Raw genomic sequence first — 17,001 nt, 5'->3', positions numbered from 1 at the left:
CAATAACGGATAAGCTCCCTTCCTGAAAAGGGTAGAATGAGAACCGATACAAAAATGGGAATTCTGAACTATGGAACGATAGATGTCATATGGCACATGAACCTATTTTACGTGACACATATTGAATACAGATAAGGGAAGTGAATAACACTTGAAGAATTTTGCAGCATTAGGCGTAGAGCAGCATTGGGTAGAAGCCTTGAAAGAACAGGGAATTTCATCCCCAACTCCTGTACAGCAGGAGTCGATTCCACTGTTGATGGAAGGTCAGGATGTTATCGCCGAGGCACATACGGGAACCGGGAAGACGCTTGCGTTTTTACTGCCGATTCTACAAAAGCTGAATTTGGATAAGCGACACCCACAGGCGCTCGTGATTGCACCTACGCGTGAACTGGCGCTCCAGATTACGGAGGAAGCAAAATGCTTGGCTGCTACGGAGCCGAACCTGTCATTACTGGCTGTATATGGAGGACAGGACGTAGAGCGTCAGCTTCGTAAACTGAAAGGCGGCGCACAACTGATTATTGGTACACCTGGGCGACTGCTGGATCACCTGAGACGTGGCACGCTGGATCTGGGTGGCATTAAAATGCTGGTCCTGGACGAAGCCGACCAAATGTTACACATGGGCTTTTTGAACGATGTGGAGACGATTCTTCAGGAGGTTCCTTACCGGAGACAGACGATGCTGTTTTCCGCTACGATGCCAGCCGGTATTCGCAAGCTGGCTCGTGTCTATATGAACGAACCCGTAGATGTCAAAGTGAAATCCGCTTCTTCCGTTCCGGTGAGCCAAATCCGTCAGGTCGTTGTGCAAACAACAGACCGTGGTAAGCAACAGGCATTGGTGGATATGCTGAATACAGATCGTCCGTACTTGGCTGTTATTTTCTGCCGTACGAAGCGCCGGGCTGCCAAACTGAACGAAGAGCTGCAAGAGATGGGCTTCGAGAGCGGTGAGCTTCACGGAGATTTGTCCCAGAACAAGCGGGAGCAAGTGATGAAGGCATTCCGGGAAGCGAAACTCCAATTGCTCGTAGCGACTGATGTAGCTGCACGCGGCTTGGATGTAGAAGGCGTCACGCATGTCTTTAACTATGACATGCCGCAGGATGCCGAAAGCTACATCCACCGCATCGGGCGTACCGGCCGTGCCGGAGGCAAAGGCGTGGCAGTGACGCTCGCGACGCCAAGGGATGTTCCAGAGCTTCGGAACATCCAAAGAGTTGCTGGTGTCACATTCACCAGCAGTGAGGGCGGCGGACAGCGTAGACCTGCTTCCGATACGGCTGATCGGCAGGGTCGAGAACGCCGTTCGGGCAGAAACGACCGCCGTTCCTACGGCGGCAACGACTCCGGCGGTGGGCGCCGGGGCAGCGGCCGCGAACAGGCGGGCCGTCGTGATGCCACAGGCGGCGAACGCCGCTCTAGCCGCGGCAGTAGCGAGCGCGGCGGATATGACCGCAGTAGCGGCGGTTCTGCACGCGGAGGCCAAGGCCGCACGGCAGGACAAAGCAGCGAGCGTGGCGGATATGACCGCAGTAGCGGCGGTTCTGCACGCGGAGGCCAAGGCCGCACGGCAGGACAAAGCAGCGAGCGTGGCGGATATGACCGCAGTAGCGGCGGTTCTGCACGCGGAGGCCAAGGCCGCACGGCAGGACAAAGCAGCGAGCGTGGCGGGTATGACCGCAGTAGCGGCGGTTCCGCACGCGGAGGCCAAGGTGGCCGCGGTGGACAAGCCAAAGGCGGCCCGCGTGGTGGTCAAGGACAAGGAGGCCGTCGCGGACGGTCCAGATAGTTAAAACAGGAGTATTCTCATAGAATGCTCCACTATGGTTATCATAATAGCCCCGGGGAGGCTCATCTTCCGGGGCTATTGTAATCTTCATCCATACCGCTGAAGGAGCGGCACCATAAGATGACATGAGTAGCGGAGCTACCTTGAAATATACGATTAGCGTTTAGGTTACATTTTTCAAAAGATAAATTTGGAGGGGTTATACATCATGCAGGAACAGGATATGGGCAAGCGCGCCATGGTCTCAGCATGGATCAGCCTGATTAGCAACATCCTATTAACCGGCATTAAGATTATTACAGGACTTATGTTCAACAGTAAGGTGCTGGTAGCCGATGGTGTGCATAATGCCGGAGATGTGATTGCCTCTGCGACGGCACTGGGAGCGATGCGCATATCCAGCCAGCCGCCGGATGAGGATCATCCTTATGGTCACGGCAAAGCAGAAGTGATCGGTGCAAGCGTGGTGGCGGTCATATTGTTTGGAGCGGGCATATTTATCGGCTATCATTCCATTGCAGCACTGTTCGAACCGATGCCACAGGAGCATATACTGGCATTGGTGGCCGCCATTATTTCCTTGCTCTGGAAACAGTGGCTGTATATTTACACGATTCGTATCGGGAGAGCGGCCAATAGTCAGGGTCTTATTGCAACGGCAAAAGATCATCTCGCTGATGTGTACGCCTCTGGGGCTGCTGTACTGGGTATCGGCTTAGGGCTAATTGGGGAGCACTGGAGCATTTCAATCTTATCTTACGGCGACCCTATTGCGGGATTCGTAGTGGCATTGCTAGTTCTGAAATTGGCGTGGGAAATGGGCCGTGAATCCATAGATGTACTTATGGAAAAAGCGATTGCAACGGAGGAAATTGAAAGCTACGCCGAAGCCGCACTGAGTGTAGCCGAGGTTCAACGTATTGACCGTATCCGTGCCCGTGAGCACGGCCATTATATCATCGTGGATATCCGCGCTTCAGTGGATGCCTCTTTGACGATTCAGCAGGGACACGATATTATCCGACTGATTAAGGGGGCTGTTATGAAGCGGGAACCGCGGGTTTATGAGGTGCTTGTCCATTTGAATCCATGGTATGCGGACGACCACTAGAACAGACGACACAAATTGACAGATAACTTGCAGGAAGGGTATGCTTTTAAAAGCCGAACGATGATGAATAAAAGCGAGGTTACCCGAAAATATGCGAAAATTTTTAAAATGGTTAGGCATTTCTGTGACTGCAGCGGTTCTTTTAGTGGGCGGTTATTATACGTATTCTATTTATCATTTTACGAATCAAATTTCGGTTGCTTCCGGACAGGATTCGAAATTCAAACCGCAGGCACAAACTCAAACCAATGTACAACCTGTAGAGGTATCGCTCCCACCGGAATGGGATGGGACAGAAAGAGTGAATATTCTGCTGCTAGGCGGCGACTCCCGTGGAGAGGATTCAGGGCGTTCTGACTCCGTTATGGTTGCTTCTATTGATCCGGTTACGAAAAAGGCTACACTTATGTCGATTCTTCGTGATACGTACGTCAATATCCCAGGTCATGGGCAAAGTCGATTGAATGCTGCTTTTTCCTACGGTGGACCGGATTTGACCAGACAGACCGTGAGCGACCTGCTGGGCATACCGATTCAATATTATGTATATACTGATTTTAATGGCTTTATTGCGCTGGTGGATTCTGTGGGTGGTATTGACCTGGATGTCGAAAAAGATATGCACTATACCTCCAAGGCAGATAAACACCAGTTTGATATTGATTTGAAAAAGGGAATGCAGCACATGGACGGTAAAACAGCCTTGCAATATGTACGCTTCCGTCATGATGCAACTTCCGATTTTACGCGTACGGAGCGGCAACGCAAATTCATTACCGAGCTTGGCGGTAAAATTCAGTCAACCTCATCTCTAATTAAACTGCCGAGTATTTTAAATAGCATTTCTCCTTATATTGAAACGAATCTCAGTACTACGGAAATGCTGCAATTGGCTTCATTGGGCTTTAATATCGATGCAACAACAGTAGCGAAGCAGCAAATCCCGCCGAATGAATTGGTGCGCGGGGAAACCATTAAGGGTGCGCAGGTGTTGGGTGTAGACGAAAGAAAGCTCAAGCGCTTCATACAGAATCTTTTTGAACAGGAGAACAAACCTGTGACCACGACGGTGGATACTGCAACCACGATAAATGATACTCCATAACCCTCGAAAGCAAGCGAAGTTCGTACGATGACGTACAACTTTGTTTGCTTTTGTGTTTATTTGGGTATAACCTTGTATATTTTGTTCCAAAAATATATCGTATCTATGAAGAACGTCTACTCATTTGTGTAAAGAGAAGGGGAATGTGGTGTGGAAATAACTCCGGCATGGAAAGACCGATTCAAGAAGTTTTTTCTGAACAACAAGTTTGTGTTATTCCTGCTGGTACTGCTGCTGATCGGCTTGAATATCTTGGTGCTTACCAAAATTTCATACATATTCACACCTGTCATGGTGCTGTTAAAAACGATAATTCTCCCTGTCATTTTATCCGGCGTGTTGTACTATCTGTTCAACCCGTTGGTTGATGTACTGGAGCGTAATAAGGTGAAACGAGTATACTCCATTGTTGTACTGTTTTTGCTTATTATAGGGGTTATTGCGATTGTGGTTACATCGGTGGTACCTGTAATCCGCGATCAAATACAGGGACTTATCCAGAATTTTCCCGACTATAGCGAGCAAGTACAACGACAATTCGAGAAACTGATCGGCAGCGATTTTGTAAACCAGTTCCAGAACACCATTCAAATTAATCCATCTGAGCTGGCCTCCAAAGCTTCTGAAAAATTATCTAGCTTTATTAATAATGCATGGACGGGTGTGGGCAGCTTTTTGGGCGTGGTTACAGAAACGGTACTTGCGATTGCCACGGTTCCATTTATTCTGTTCTACTTGCTAAAAGATGGACACAAGCTGCCACAGTTTATCCTGAAAATGCTCCCGCCTATGTTTCGTAAAGAAACAGATCGCATTATGACCGAGATGAATCATCAGGTCAGTTCCTATATTCGTGGGCAGATTATTGTCAGCTTCTGTATTGGGGCGCTGTTGTATATTGGTTACCTAATCATTGGATTAGACTACTCTCTGACGCTTGCAGTCATTGCGTCCTTTACGAGCGTTGTCCCCTACTTAGGTCCCGTCATTGCCATTACACCCGCGTTAATTGTAGCCTTGGTCACCTCACCGATTATGCTGCTCAAGATGGTTATCGTGTGGACAGTCGTACAGCTCATTGAGGGTAAATTAATTTCTCCACAAATTATGGGCAAATCTCTTCGAGTACATCCGATCACGATTATCTTCGTTATTCTGACTGCAGGCAATTTGTTTGGTGTGGTGGGAATTGTACTGGCGGTTCCGGGGTATGCTGTCTTGAAAGTAATCGTTACACATTTGTATAGTTTCTTTAAAAAACGTTCGCATCTCTATGAGGCGGATAAAGGGAACGCAAGTCTTTACGAAAAATAAAATTTTCCACTATAAAATGGATATGGGCCCCTCTTTGGTAACTGTGGCTACGCGTGCTATAATTAATGCCTATCCTTATTCCCAAATAGAAAGGTCAGACTTTTATGATAAAACTCAGCATTCTTGACCAATCTCCGGTATCGGAAGGCATGACACATGCGCAGGCATTACAAAAGACCGCTGATCTTGCTATAGAGGCGGAACGCTTGGGTTACCATCGCTTTTGGGTATCAGAGCATCATTCTGCCGCAAATCTCGCAGGCTCCAGTCCGGAGGTACTGATTTCACATCTGGCCGCACGTACCCGGGCCATTCGAGTGGGGTCGGGTGGTGTGATGCTGCCCCATTACAGCGCTTATAAAGTAGCGGAAAACTTCCGTGTGCTGGAGGGATTGTATCCGGGACGCATTGATTTAGGTCTGGGACGAGCGCCCGGAGGAATGCCGATTGCTACCAGAGCCCTGCAAGAAGGCAAAATGCGAGGTGGTGTAGATCTATACCCTGAGCAGTTGGATGACCTGTTAGCTTATTTACATGACAGCACAGGCAATAATCACCGTTTCGGTTCGCTACAGGCGATGCCGCTTATAGAAACTGTACCGGAAATGTGGTTGCTCGGCTCCAGTGGTGATAGCGCAGGTTTGGCAGCCGAGCGTGGCGTGGGCTTTGCGTTTGCGCAGTTCATTAATGGTGAAGGCGGCACAGGGGCTATGAAGGAATACCAGGAAAGCTTCCAGCCTTCCCAGCATAGTGACCAACCACGTTCGCTTGTTGCCGTATTTGCGATCTGTGCGGATACCGAAGAGGAGGCGAATCGGTTGGCTTCCAGTATGGACTTGTCTCTTGTTCTATTAGAGCAGGGAATGCGCTCCGCTGGAACACCTTCCGTCGAAAAGGCACTGGCGTATCCGTATACGCCGTTTGACCGGATGCGGATTCGTGAGAATCGCAAACGTATGGTGGTCGGTTCGCCCGAACAGGTGAAGCGTCAGATTGAGCAATTAAGTAAGGACTATAATGCACAGGAGATCATGGTTGCGAGCATTATTCACGACTTTGATGCCAAAATGAAATCTATACGTCTCATGGCTGAAGCATTTGGACTGTCTTCTGTACAGTCATAATGCGATTCGCCGAATTTAAAAGATCACAGCTCCGAGGAGCTGTGATCTTTTTTTGAATTTTTTGAGGGAATATTGGATGATATGCACTGTATGATATAGGAAATAAACCAGTTAACACTTGATAATGATTATCAATATCTTTATTATATAAAGATAGAATGAAGTTTTGATGAAAGTCGTGCGTTAAGCCCGTGACTATATATATTGGATAAGGGAAAGGGATGATTCCAAATGTTTCGTCTGAAAACGGCAAATCTGGATATTGCTTATGAAGATCGATTGATTGTAGAAGATCTGAACGTAGAAATACCGCAAGGGAAAATCACAGCCTTGGTGGGCGCAAATGGTTCTGGCAAGTCCACCATTCTGAAGACGATGGCTCGCATCATGAATCCTAAGGGCGGCAGTGTTCTGCTTGACGGTAAATCCATTCATAAGCAATCCACCCGGGAAGTAGCTAAGCAGCTGGCTATTTTGCCACAAAATCCGACTGCACCGGAAGGATTAACTGTGACGGAACTGGTATCTTACGGACGTTTTCCCTATCAAAAAGGTTTTGGTTCTATGAAAGCGGAAGATCGCAAAATGGTGGAGTGGGCCATTCAAGTAACGGGAATGAGCGAGTTCCACGATCGTCCGATTGATCAGCTTTCTGGCGGTCAGCGTCAGCGTGCCTGGATTGCTATGGCGCTTGCGCAGGATACGGATATTTTATTTCTGGATGAGCCGACGACATTTTTAGATATGGCACATCAACTGGAAGTGCTGCATTTGCTAGAGTATCTAAATACTTCGGAGAAGCGTACCATTGTTATGGTCGTGCATGATTTAAACCATGCCGCCCGGTATGCTCAGCATATGATTGCAATCAAAAAGGGGAAGGCCGAGGCGGTAGGAACTCCAACAGAGGTTATGTCCCCTGATGTGCTGCGTGAGGTGTTCGGGATTGAGGCGGATATTGTAACAGATCCTCGTACGGGTGTACCGCTCTGTCTTCCGTATGCTTTGGCTGGACAGCCTGCGGTGAGCCAAGCAGTAAAAGAAATGAATGTGGAAGATAAGAAACTCATAGGTTCTGTTGCTGAGCGACGTGATGCTAGAGCACAAGTAGCGGCAAGAGGTTAAAGAGGACATACCATGAAACCACTGGATTACGATCAGCTTGAGCAACTAGCGAAAATAGTGAGAGTCACGCCGGAGGATGCAGTATATTCCGGGCCAGTGGCCGAATGGCTTGAACCAGAGAAGATCCGTTCTGTGATGGAGTATTACGGCGATCTTCTGCGTGCTGAAGACGATTTAACCGCAGCCGTTTATTTTGTGAACCAGTTGCGTGGTCTCGTGTTTGCACAGCATTTTATGGTGTCACTGTGTGAACGCCGTTTGGATCTGTCCGTATCTAATCTCAGATTTCATATTTGTTATGAAGGTCAATATCCCTCTATTAGCATCCAGGTCATCGATCTCACAGAGCTGGACAATACGCGGAACAATGGGGATGACCATTCTTCCGAACAGGCTCAGCAAGTGTTACGTGACTTTTACAGTTTGCAGATGCGGCCCATAATGGAGGCAATAGCTGCAGTGGGAAGCGCATCTATTGGGCAAATGTGGGGACAGTTTCCGTTGACATTGCTGTATTTTAAGGATAGAGTACAGCCATCGTTGACTGATCCTCAGGATGTGGAGCGCTTTGAACAAGATTATATTTATGTGACACGTGAGCTGAAGGGAGAGGTATTCGGACGTAAAAGAAATCCGTTTACGATTCGTCTCATTGAATTGGACAATCCTTACCGCCCCGGTGAAAATACCTACATGAAACCGTCCTGTTGCCAATATTACAAGACAGGTGGAGGCCAGCGGTATTGTTATGCTTGCCCAAAAATGTCCGCTTCCGAACGTGAAGCACGCAGACTCGAAGTGATGGCATCACGGTAAAGGATCTGCGGATGTTGGCATGTCCGCCACGTTTTGGTTAAAATAGGTTATGTAACCTAAACCAAGCGACACGAAGGAGGATACTGTATGTCTGTCTATTCACATAATGCCGTAACACCAGCGAATCAGGAGGTTTCTCTGGATACTTACACCGGTAAGGTGCTGGTTATTGCGAATACCGCCAGTAAATGTGGCCTTACCCCGCAATATGGGGATTTGCAAAAGCTTTATGATGAATATAAGGATCGGGGATTAGTTGTATTAGGCTTTCCTTGCAACCAATTTGGCGGTCAGGAGCCGGGCAGCAGCGAGGAAGCGGCTGAATTTTGCCAACTGAATTACGGGGTTAGTTTCCCGGTATTCGCCAAAGTGGACGTCAACGGACCGGATACAGCGCCTCTGTTTGAATATTTGAAAAAGCAACAGCCTGGAGAACAGGAAGATGGAACAATTCAGTGGAATTTCACGAAATTCATTGTGAATCGTGAAGGTGTACCTGTGGGTCGTTTTGAACCGAAGGAGTCACCAGAAGCGATGAAAGCAGCCATTGAGCAATTGTTATAGTAGCTTTGCCTTAACTCCAAAGTATATGTTTAAAAAGGTCTGATTTCCTGCGTGTCTCCGGGAAACGGACCTTTTTTTGTTCTCTACATGTGCATTTGTTTAAGGGGGGCGCATCATGTGAAAGTCGATTCCAAGGGCATAATCAGGGGGCTTACAGGGAAAACTGAATGGAGCAAAAAAATATTTCAGCAAACCGTTGATTTTGTATATCCTTTCTTTTTTAAATGTGGACAAATTGTGAATATCACGAAAAGCTATTGTAATGTGAAAAATATCACACTATAATAAGCGCATGAAGTGAAATAAATCACAAACGCAAACGAGCTGTTTACGTGAAACTATTCACAATTATTATACATTTTATGCCCACACACCAAGGAGGAATTTTACATGAAAGTAGCAGTTATCGGATGTACACACGCAGGCACGGCAGCTATCGTCAACACAGCTAAATGTTATCCAGATGCAGAAATTACCGTTTACGAGCGTAATGATAATATTTCATTTTTATCTTGTGGTATTGCCCTGTATGTAGGTGGTGTCGTTAAAGATCCACACGGCCTGTTTTATTCGTCTCCAGATCAACTGTCTGACTTGGGTGTAGTGACCAAGATGCTTCACGAGGTAACGAGTGTGGATACGGCAGGCAAGACGCTGCATGCACGTAATCTCCAAACAGGTGAAGAATTTACAGACACATTTGATAAATTGATTGTGACCACAGGATCATGGCCCATTATTCCAAAGCTGGAGGGCATTGAACTTGATCATATTTTGCTCTGTAAAAACTATAATCATTCCAATGATATCATTGAGAAAGCCCAGCACGTACAGAACATTACAGTCGTCGGGGCTGGATACATTGGTGTTGAACTGGTAGAAGCTTTCCAAATGAACGGTAAAAACGTAACGCTGATCGACAGTGCTGATCGTATATTGAATAAGTATTTGGACCATGAGTATACAGACCGAATTGAAAGTTCCCTGAAGGAACATGGCATTAAGCTGGTACTTGGCGAAACGGTGAGTCGTTTTGAGGGTACGAACGGTAAGGTGAGTAAAGTCGTGACCTCTAAAGGAGAATATGAAACAGAGCTTGTTATTCTCTGCATCGGTTTCCGACCTCAAACGGATCTGCTCAAAGGTCAGGTAGATATGTTGCCTAACGGTGCGATCATTGTGGATAACTATATGCAAAGTAGCTGCCCGGACGTGTTTGCAGCAGGTGATAGTTGTGCAATCCGCTATAATCCGACAGGTAAAACGGCTTATATCCCTTTGGCAACCAACGCAGTTCGTATGGGTACGCTGGTAGCACGTAATCTGGTACAACCAACGATTGCCTACATGGGAACCCAAGGAACTTCGGGTATCAAAATTTACGAAGACAATATCGCAGGAACAGGCTTGACGGAAGCGGCGGCAACGGACGAAGGCATGACTGTAGAAGCTGTAACCATTGAGGACAGCTACCGGCCTGAATTTATGCCAACCTCCGAAAAGGTATTACTGAAAGTGGTATATGAGCAGGAGACACGAAGAATTTTGGGGGCTCAAATTATGTCGAAGGTGGATTTGACTCAATCCATTAACACACTATCCGTAGCCATTCAAAATCATATGACCATTGACCAGTTGGCCTTTGTCGATTTCTTCTTCCAGCCGCATTATAACAAGCCTTGGAATTTCCTGAATGCAGCAGGCTTGCAAGCATTGCCTACAATATCCGAACGGAACCCAGTTACTGTATAATTAGATTTGTCTGTGACATTGTTCATAAGTTTGTCAACAATCTGAGACGTACGGACGAATCCTTATAGTACAATATAGAGTAGCATAAGGATTAGGGGGTAAGTAGCTTATGGATTTGTTTTATATCCTTTTTCTTGTAGTCGTGGCCCTGGTAGGCCTCGGTGGAGTTATTTGGTTCTTGAGAGCAGTTGAAAAGGAAGAATACAACTAAATGTAAAGCGCGTAGTAGCGCAGTAGATGTAATAATACAGAAAGACAGTCCTTTTTCCAAGGGCTGTTTTTTTTATAGTTGAGAAAGTGATTTTTTTCACAAACATAATCACTGATTTTAAATAAAATATGAAAGAAGAATATTTTAGTAAAAAGATATTAAAGGAGCGGGGACATATGGCGAGCTATAAACCGGGGCAAATTGCTGAAAAGACGGTGGAAACAGGAGTGGCCAAGGCGAACAACCCGTGGACTGTGGCGGTGGTACTGGGATTTTTGGCAGGTGCATTTATTGCACTCGGTTTTTTGCTGGATATACGTGTTATTGCAAGTGCGCCTAAAGAATGGGGAAGCATTGCCACCTTTATTGGAGCTGCGGTGTTCCCCGTAGGTCTGGTATTAGTTTTGATCGCCGGCGGAGAATTGCTGACCGGCAATATGATGGCGGTCCCTTTGGCGAGATGGGCAGGACGGATTAAGACAGGAGCCTTGCTTCGTAACTTGGCGATTATTACGCTCAGTAATTTTGCAGGTGCGTTATTCGTTGCATTTTTCTTTGGGCATGTGCTGGGTTTGACAGAAACGGGCCCTTATCTGGACAAAGTGGTGGATATGGCAGGACATAAGCTACATGAAAGCTTTTTGCAGTCTTTTATATCGGGTATAGGATGTAACTGGCTCGTAGCACTGGCTGTATGGCTGGCATATAGCACAGACTCTATCGGTGGCAAAATCATGGGGATTTGGTTCCCGACAATGGCCTTTGTCGCTATTGGATTTCAGCACGTTGTTGCCAATATGTTTCTCATTCCGGCGGCTATTTTTGCAGGTCACTTTTCGTGGGCAGATTATGTTATGAACTTCATTCCGGTCTGGCTGGGGAATTTGGTAGGAGGTAGCCTGTTTGTGGCTGGAGCCTACTGGTTGGCCTATTTGAAAAAGCCTCAAACCAACGCACTTCCAGCGAATGAATCTCCAACTACTTCTTCGGTTGCACATCAAATCCGTTGAGTGATCCTGCTTAATTACGGTACTTTAAACAGCAATGAACAAAGCAAATCCGCCATGACAGGCCCGGGGGAACGAAACCTGTCATGGCGGATTTTTTTGGGAGTGGTCCATGATTTGGCATGGAGGATGAGTGTGCTCTCGTCCCATAATGCCTTGATCTCTTTTACCCTCGGTAAGATATGATGAAACAGGATGTCGGAAAAAAATTATGATTCTTAAAAAATCCGGTTTGCTCTATGCAGCAGACGGATTTTTTTAATATTTTGGAGAGCGGCTGTGTGGGGAAATCCTTCTCTTGCCATAGGCCAAAGCTGTGGATATGATAAGATCAGTGTAATTTTTGGAAACGGTAACGGAAAGGAGCATCAACACTATGGATCATCGTAATAGCGCGCCTCCTGAGGCCACGCTTCAACAAGACTTACAAAGGGGGCAGCGGATGACGGAGCAGCAGGATGGTATTTTTCCGGCTGTATGCCCGTTAGATTGCCCGGATACGTGTGGGCTCCTGCTTCACAAGGAAAATGGAAAGATAGTCAAGGTGACTGGGAACCCGGATCATCCTATTACCAAAGGGGCTATTTGTAACAAAGTTCGCAATATGACGGAGCGGGTATATGATCCTGATCGGGTGCTCTATCCGTTGAAACGTATAGGCCCCAAAGGAGAAGGAAAATTTGAACGTATTAGCTGGGAGGAGGCAGTCGATACCATTACAGGTCGGTTCAAGGAGCTGATACGTATGGACGGACCGGAATCTATTCTCCCCTACAGCTTTTATGGCAATATGGGCGTATTGAGTGTGGATGGAATGGACCGCCGATTTTTTAATGCGCTGGGTTCAAGCCAACTGGATCAGACGATATGTAGCGTGGCAGGGAATGAAGGCTGGGCGTCCGTTATGGGTTTTAAGGGCGGCACCAGCCCGGAGGACACGGAGGATGCAGACCTCATTATTGTGTGGGGTGGAAATGTCATTAGCACCAACATGCATCAGGTCGTTTTGGCTGAGAAAGCACGTAAAAAAGGTGCTAAGGTAGTCGTTATTGACGTTCATCGCAACCGGACGGCGCAATGGGCGGATTGGTTCATTCCGTTATATCCGGGGACGGATACGGCGCTCGCGCTGGGTGTTATGAATGTGCTGTTCGCTCAGGGACTGACGGACGACGAGTTTTTACATCGCTACACGGTAGGCCATGAGGAACTGCGCGAGCATGTTAAGACATATACACCAGAGCGAGTTTCGCGGATTACCGGCGTACCGGAAGCGGATATCATCCGTTTGGCGGAAATGTACGGAACTGCGCGAGCAGCGTATATCAATATCGGCAATGGGCTTCAGCATCATGATAATGGCGGTATGAACGTACGTGCGGTTACATGCTTGCCTGCGCTCACTGGACAATGGCTGAAGCACGGCGGGGGAGCGTCACGCTCTAATGGCGCTTATGGCAAGTTTAACGGCGCCAATCTGGCGCGTCCTGATCTGCGACAGAATCCGGATGCACGGGTGATCAACATGAACCGGATCGGAGAAGCGCTGCTACAGAAGGAACAGCCGATTAAGGCGTTATTCGTATACTGCAGTAACCCGGTAGTTGTAGCCCCCGATTCGGAACGGGTGACTGAAGGATTTGGACGAGAGGATTTGTTCACAGTCGTTCATGACCTGTTTCTTACGGATACGGCCCGTTATGCCGATATTGTGCTGCCTGCAGCGTCTTCCTTTGAAGGTACAGACCTATATAAATCCTACTGGCATCACTATGTTCAGATGCAGGAACCCGTCATTGCTCCGCTCGGGGAAAGCAAAAGCAATTATGAGCTGTTTAGCCTGCTCGGACGGGCTATGGGCTTTGACGAAGCTGCCTTTACGGAAAGTGAAGAGGACATGATAGTGGGCGCGCTTGATAATCCAACGAACCCTTATCTCAACGGTGTAACTTTGGAAGCCTTAAAGAAGTCACCTTTTGTAAAGCTCGATATGACGCCAAAGGCTACTTATTTGGATCGTTTAACCACGCCTTCAGGCAAGATTGAGTTGTATTCGGAAAAAATGAAACAAGCAGATCTGCCCGCGATGCCTTCTTATGTGCCGCTGATTGAAGGGTACGACGGAGAGCATCGACCGCAAGCGGACGAGCGATATCCATTAATGTTTATTTCACCGCCAAACCATAATTTTCTGAATTCTACTTTCGCTAACTTGCCCAAGCATCAGCGACTGGAGCGGGAGCCCTTGCTACAAATTCACCCGGAGGATGCTCAGACAAGGGACATCGCGGATGGGGACCCGGTTACCGTATGGAATGATCGAGGGACGTATGAGCTGAAAGCGAAAGTCACTGATCTAATGCTGCCCGGTACAGTGATTAGTCAGGGATTATGGTGGGAAGGCAAAGGACGCAGACAGCGTGCCAATGTGTTAACCTCTGATCGGCTGTCGGATATGGGACAGGGGGCTACTTTCTTCTCAACGGTGGTGAATGTGAAGCGCCAATGAGATAATGCCTTTTATGGCGTCAGATGCAAAAGGAGAAACAAAAGATATGAAATGGTTGGAGTCTTATCCGAAAGAAGTGAAAGTGTTTCTCGTTGCTAGTCTGATTAATTCCGCTGGAAGTTCCCTGATGTGGCCGTTGGTTAGCATGTATGTGTTTGACGAGCTAAACCGTAGTATGGGAGATGCAGGGATTGCGATTTTAGTGCAATCTCTGGGCGGAATTTTTGGTCAAGTGCTGGGCGGAGCCCTCTATCACCGTATTGGAGCCAAGAAACTGATTGTTGGCTCACTCGCGATGAACGCGCTGGGACTTCTCGCGCTTCCATTTACCAGTGGTCATTGGGTAGCGTTTGTCATCATGATGGGCTTTATCGGTTTTTTTAATGTCGTATCTGTGCCTGCGATTCAGGCCTTTGTAGGTTTTCGTTTTGCTGACCGTCGTGGTGAGCTGTTTAATATTATTTATGTCGCTAACAATATTGGGGTTGCAGTGGGTACGGGATTGAGTGGCGTTCTGGCTGACCTTTCCTATCAGCTCAGCTTTGTGATGAACGGAGTGACCTCTGCGGTATTTGCCGGGTTTTTCTGGTCTTATCTAAGCAGGGTGGATCGGGAAGAGGGAGAAGTGCAGCTCAGTAAGTCCGTGAAAAAAAGAGAGGAAATACCAGCTCGATTGCTGTTTCGTGATACCAGACTGTATCTCTTTGTGGGGTTAGGTTCGCTTTTTTTATGGTTCGGGAATTCGATCTGGAATACAGGAGTGTCTCCCCATATTATTGAGCAGGGCTTGCCTAAAACGATGTATGGATTACTATGGACACTGAATGGTATCCTTATTTTTGCCGCACAACCCATTATTTTTTGGATAAAACGACTGTACGCTCATCACGCTTCAGCGCAAATGACATGGGCCGGAGGATTTTATTTGGCGGCTTATATTGTCATGCTGGGCACACAGAACTATACTGGAATGATATTCGCTATGGTTCTCGCGACCCTGGGAGAAATGCTGATTGCACCTGCGGTTCCAGCATTTCTGTCTGATCATGGAGGTCGGGGTGCACCCTTTTACATTGGGCTTGTGGGGGGCATTGGCGCAGCCGGACGGGTAATGGGGCCTTATATTATGGGGAAGTTGTATGATGGCGGTGGGTTACCGCCTACACTTTGGCTGGCATCAGGCGTAGCGGTGTTGTCGATCCTGTTTTTCGTCCTGCATAGCTGGTTGAACCGTTTCCGGCATCATTCGGATACTTTGGATACTACGACGTCCAAGGTGGATGCTCCCAGTTCTTAAGTCCTAATAAAAGTGCAGTAATATGCTGTGATTATGGTACAATAGTGACGGATGGTTGTAGTTATTGCTTCAGGAAAGCCTTCACAGGAAGGATTGAAAGGAATTGTTTACAAGTCAACCCTTGACGATACGTCATTCGGAGATGAAGGATGCTCCTGATCTGATCGCGCTGGATGAATTGGTATGGAATGAACGCACGGCTCCCGCTTCATTGTCTTGGAAGTCGCGTGGAGAGTTTCTGCGCAATACGCCTCCAGGCTCTCAACTGGTTGCCATCGAACAGGAAGTACTCTGCGGGTATATTGGATTTCGTCCTCCAACGCTGTTGGCTAGTAACTGTCATGTACTCGAAATAAATATAGCTGTACATCCAGCTTATCATCGCAAAGGTATTGGGACGGCCCTTATGAACTCCATGAAGGACATTGCAGCTGCGGAGGGCATACGTAAGTTGAGTTTGCGTGTACTCTCATGCAACACGGAAGCCCTTATGTTTTATGAAAAAAGCGGTTTCGCGATTGAAGGACGTTTGCATGAGGAGTTTTACATAGCAGGCCAATTCGTAGATGATGTGTTAATGGCCTATTTCTTGAAATAGGCGGGAGGCTACAGACAGCAATTCGGTTGTATGCCCGGCCTAAACCAACAACGCCGCAGACCTGATCAGGTCTGCGGCGTTGTTGTACAATACATTATTACCGAAGTTGCTTCCATTCATTTTGGAGCATACCGTACACTGCGTGGTTCATGTAGCCGTCGGGCAGCAATTCCGCTTCGCGTACAATGCCTTCGAGCACAAAGCCCAAACGTTCCGGAATACCGCGGCTGCGGCGGTTCGTAGTTGCGCAACGGATTTCGACCCGATGCAAGTCCAGCTCCATCAAAGCATATTCAACGAATACGCGGCAGGCGCTGGTCATTAGACCTTGTCCTTCGTACCCGTGTCCAAGCCAGTAACCGATGCTAACGGAGCGGTGAGTCCAATTGATCTCATGGTAGCTGATGATGCCAGCAAGCTCGTTGTCTATCCAAATTCCGGCGGTCAGACTACCGTTCTCTGCGGCTTGTTTCAAGGCGCCCTGCACGAACTGCTCTGTGTGGCTGATTTCCGTGGTAGAGTCTACCCATGGAAGCCATTGACGCAGGCGATCACGGGACATTTCGATCAGCTCAAACAGAGGCTGCACATGCTCCTTGGTGAGCGGCCGAAGGACTGTGCGTTCGTCCAACGCATATGTAAACATGATTGATCCCCTCTTTCACTC

14 protein-coding genes are annotated in these 17,001 nt (G+C 47.6%); 13 read left to right on the top strand and 1 reads right to left on the bottom strand.

The genetic code is table 11. The annotated features are described in order from the left end of the window. Positions 1-151 precede the first annotated feature (151 nt). From ACYCSE_RS07195 to ACYCSE_RS07135, 13 genes are all read left to right on the top strand, one after another. The gene (locus ACYCSE_RS07195) at positions 152-1,801 is read left to right on the top strand and encodes a DEAD/DEAH box helicase (protein WP_459701905.1); all 1,650 of its coding nucleotides are present in this window, start codon (positions 152-154) and stop codon (positions 1,799-1,801) included. A gap of 208 nt (positions 1,802-2,009) precedes the next feature. Further along, positions 2,010-2,912 carry a cation diffusion facilitator family transporter gene (locus ACYCSE_RS07190; protein WP_250260234.1) on the top strand — a complete coding sequence of 301 codons (903 nt, stop codon included), beginning with the start codon at positions 2,010-2,012 and terminating at the stop codon, positions 2,910-2,912. Positions 2,913-3,003: 91 nt separating this feature from the next. Further along, the gene (locus ACYCSE_RS07185) at positions 3,004-4,017 is read left to right on the top strand and encodes an LCP family protein (RefSeq protein WP_459701904.1); all 1,014 of its coding nucleotides are present in this window, start codon (positions 3,004-3,006) and stop codon (positions 4,015-4,017) included. Positions 4,018-4,167: 150 nt separating this feature from the next. Next, positions 4,168-5,331: an AI-2E family transporter gene (locus ACYCSE_RS07180; RefSeq protein WP_250266841.1), complete on the top strand. Its 1,164-nt coding sequence runs from the start codon at positions 4,168-4,170 to the stop codon at positions 5,329-5,331. 104 nt (positions 5,332-5,435) lie between these two features. Beyond that, complete coding sequence (locus tag ACYCSE_RS07175; RefSeq protein ID WP_459701903.1) at positions 5,436-6,455, top strand: LLM class flavin-dependent oxidoreductase; 1,020 nt, start codon at positions 5,436-5,438, stop codon at positions 6,453-6,455. Between the two features lie 231 nt (positions 6,456-6,686). Then, complete coding sequence (locus tag ACYCSE_RS07170) at positions 6,687-7,580, top strand: ABC transporter ATP-binding protein (RefSeq protein WP_459701902.1); 894 nt, start codon at positions 6,687-6,689, stop codon at positions 7,578-7,580. A 12-nt stretch (positions 7,581-7,592) separates the two neighbouring features. Continuing rightward, positions 7,593-8,396: a hypothetical protein gene (locus tag ACYCSE_RS07165; protein WP_459701901.1), complete on the top strand. Its 804-nt coding sequence runs from the start codon at positions 7,593-7,595 to the stop codon at positions 8,394-8,396. Positions 8,397-8,483: 87 nt separating this feature from the next. Beyond that, complete coding sequence (locus tag ACYCSE_RS07160; protein WP_039271605.1) at positions 8,484-8,960, top strand: glutathione peroxidase; 477 nt, start codon at positions 8,484-8,486, stop codon at positions 8,958-8,960. Between the two features lie 390 nt (positions 8,961-9,350). Next, the gene (locus tag ACYCSE_RS07155; RefSeq protein WP_069290565.1) at positions 9,351-10,712 is read left to right on the top strand and encodes an FAD-dependent oxidoreductase; all 1,362 of its coding nucleotides are present in this window, start codon (positions 9,351-9,353) and stop codon (positions 10,710-10,712) included. 387 nt (positions 10,713-11,099) lie between these two features. Then, positions 11,100-11,933, top strand: a complete 834-nt coding sequence (locus ACYCSE_RS07150) for a formate/nitrite transporter family protein (RefSeq protein WP_155765235.1) — start codon at positions 11,100-11,102, stop codon at positions 11,931-11,933. 373 nt (positions 11,934-12,306) lie between these two features. Next, on the top strand, positions 12,307-14,439 hold the full coding sequence (locus ACYCSE_RS07145; RefSeq protein WP_322172893.1) for a molybdopterin-containing oxidoreductase family protein: 2,133 nt from the start codon (positions 12,307-12,309) through the stop codon (positions 14,437-14,439). A 46-nt stretch (positions 14,440-14,485) separates the two neighbouring features. Beyond that, complete coding sequence (locus ACYCSE_RS07140) at positions 14,486-15,736, top strand: MFS transporter (RefSeq protein WP_069290563.1); 1,251 nt, start codon at positions 14,486-14,488, stop codon at positions 15,734-15,736. 103 nt (positions 15,737-15,839) lie between these two features. Continuing rightward, entirely contained in the window at positions 15,840-16,334 is a 495-nt protein-coding gene (locus tag ACYCSE_RS07135; RefSeq protein ID WP_039271600.1) for a GNAT family N-acetyltransferase, read from the top strand. Positions 16,335-16,431: 97 nt separating this feature from the next. Here the strand turns inward: ACYCSE_RS07135 and ACYCSE_RS07130 are convergent, their stop codons facing one another. Then, a complete protein-coding gene (locus tag ACYCSE_RS07130) occupies positions 16,432-16,980 on the bottom strand; it encodes a GNAT family N-acetyltransferase (RefSeq protein ID WP_028540721.1) in 549 nt (182 codons plus the stop codon). Positions 16,981-17,001 lie beyond the last annotated feature (21 nt).

The sequence above is a fragment of the Paenibacillus sp. SEL1 genome, assembly GCF_054602535.1.
This window is presented reverse-complemented; position numbering and strand designations above follow the sequence as displayed.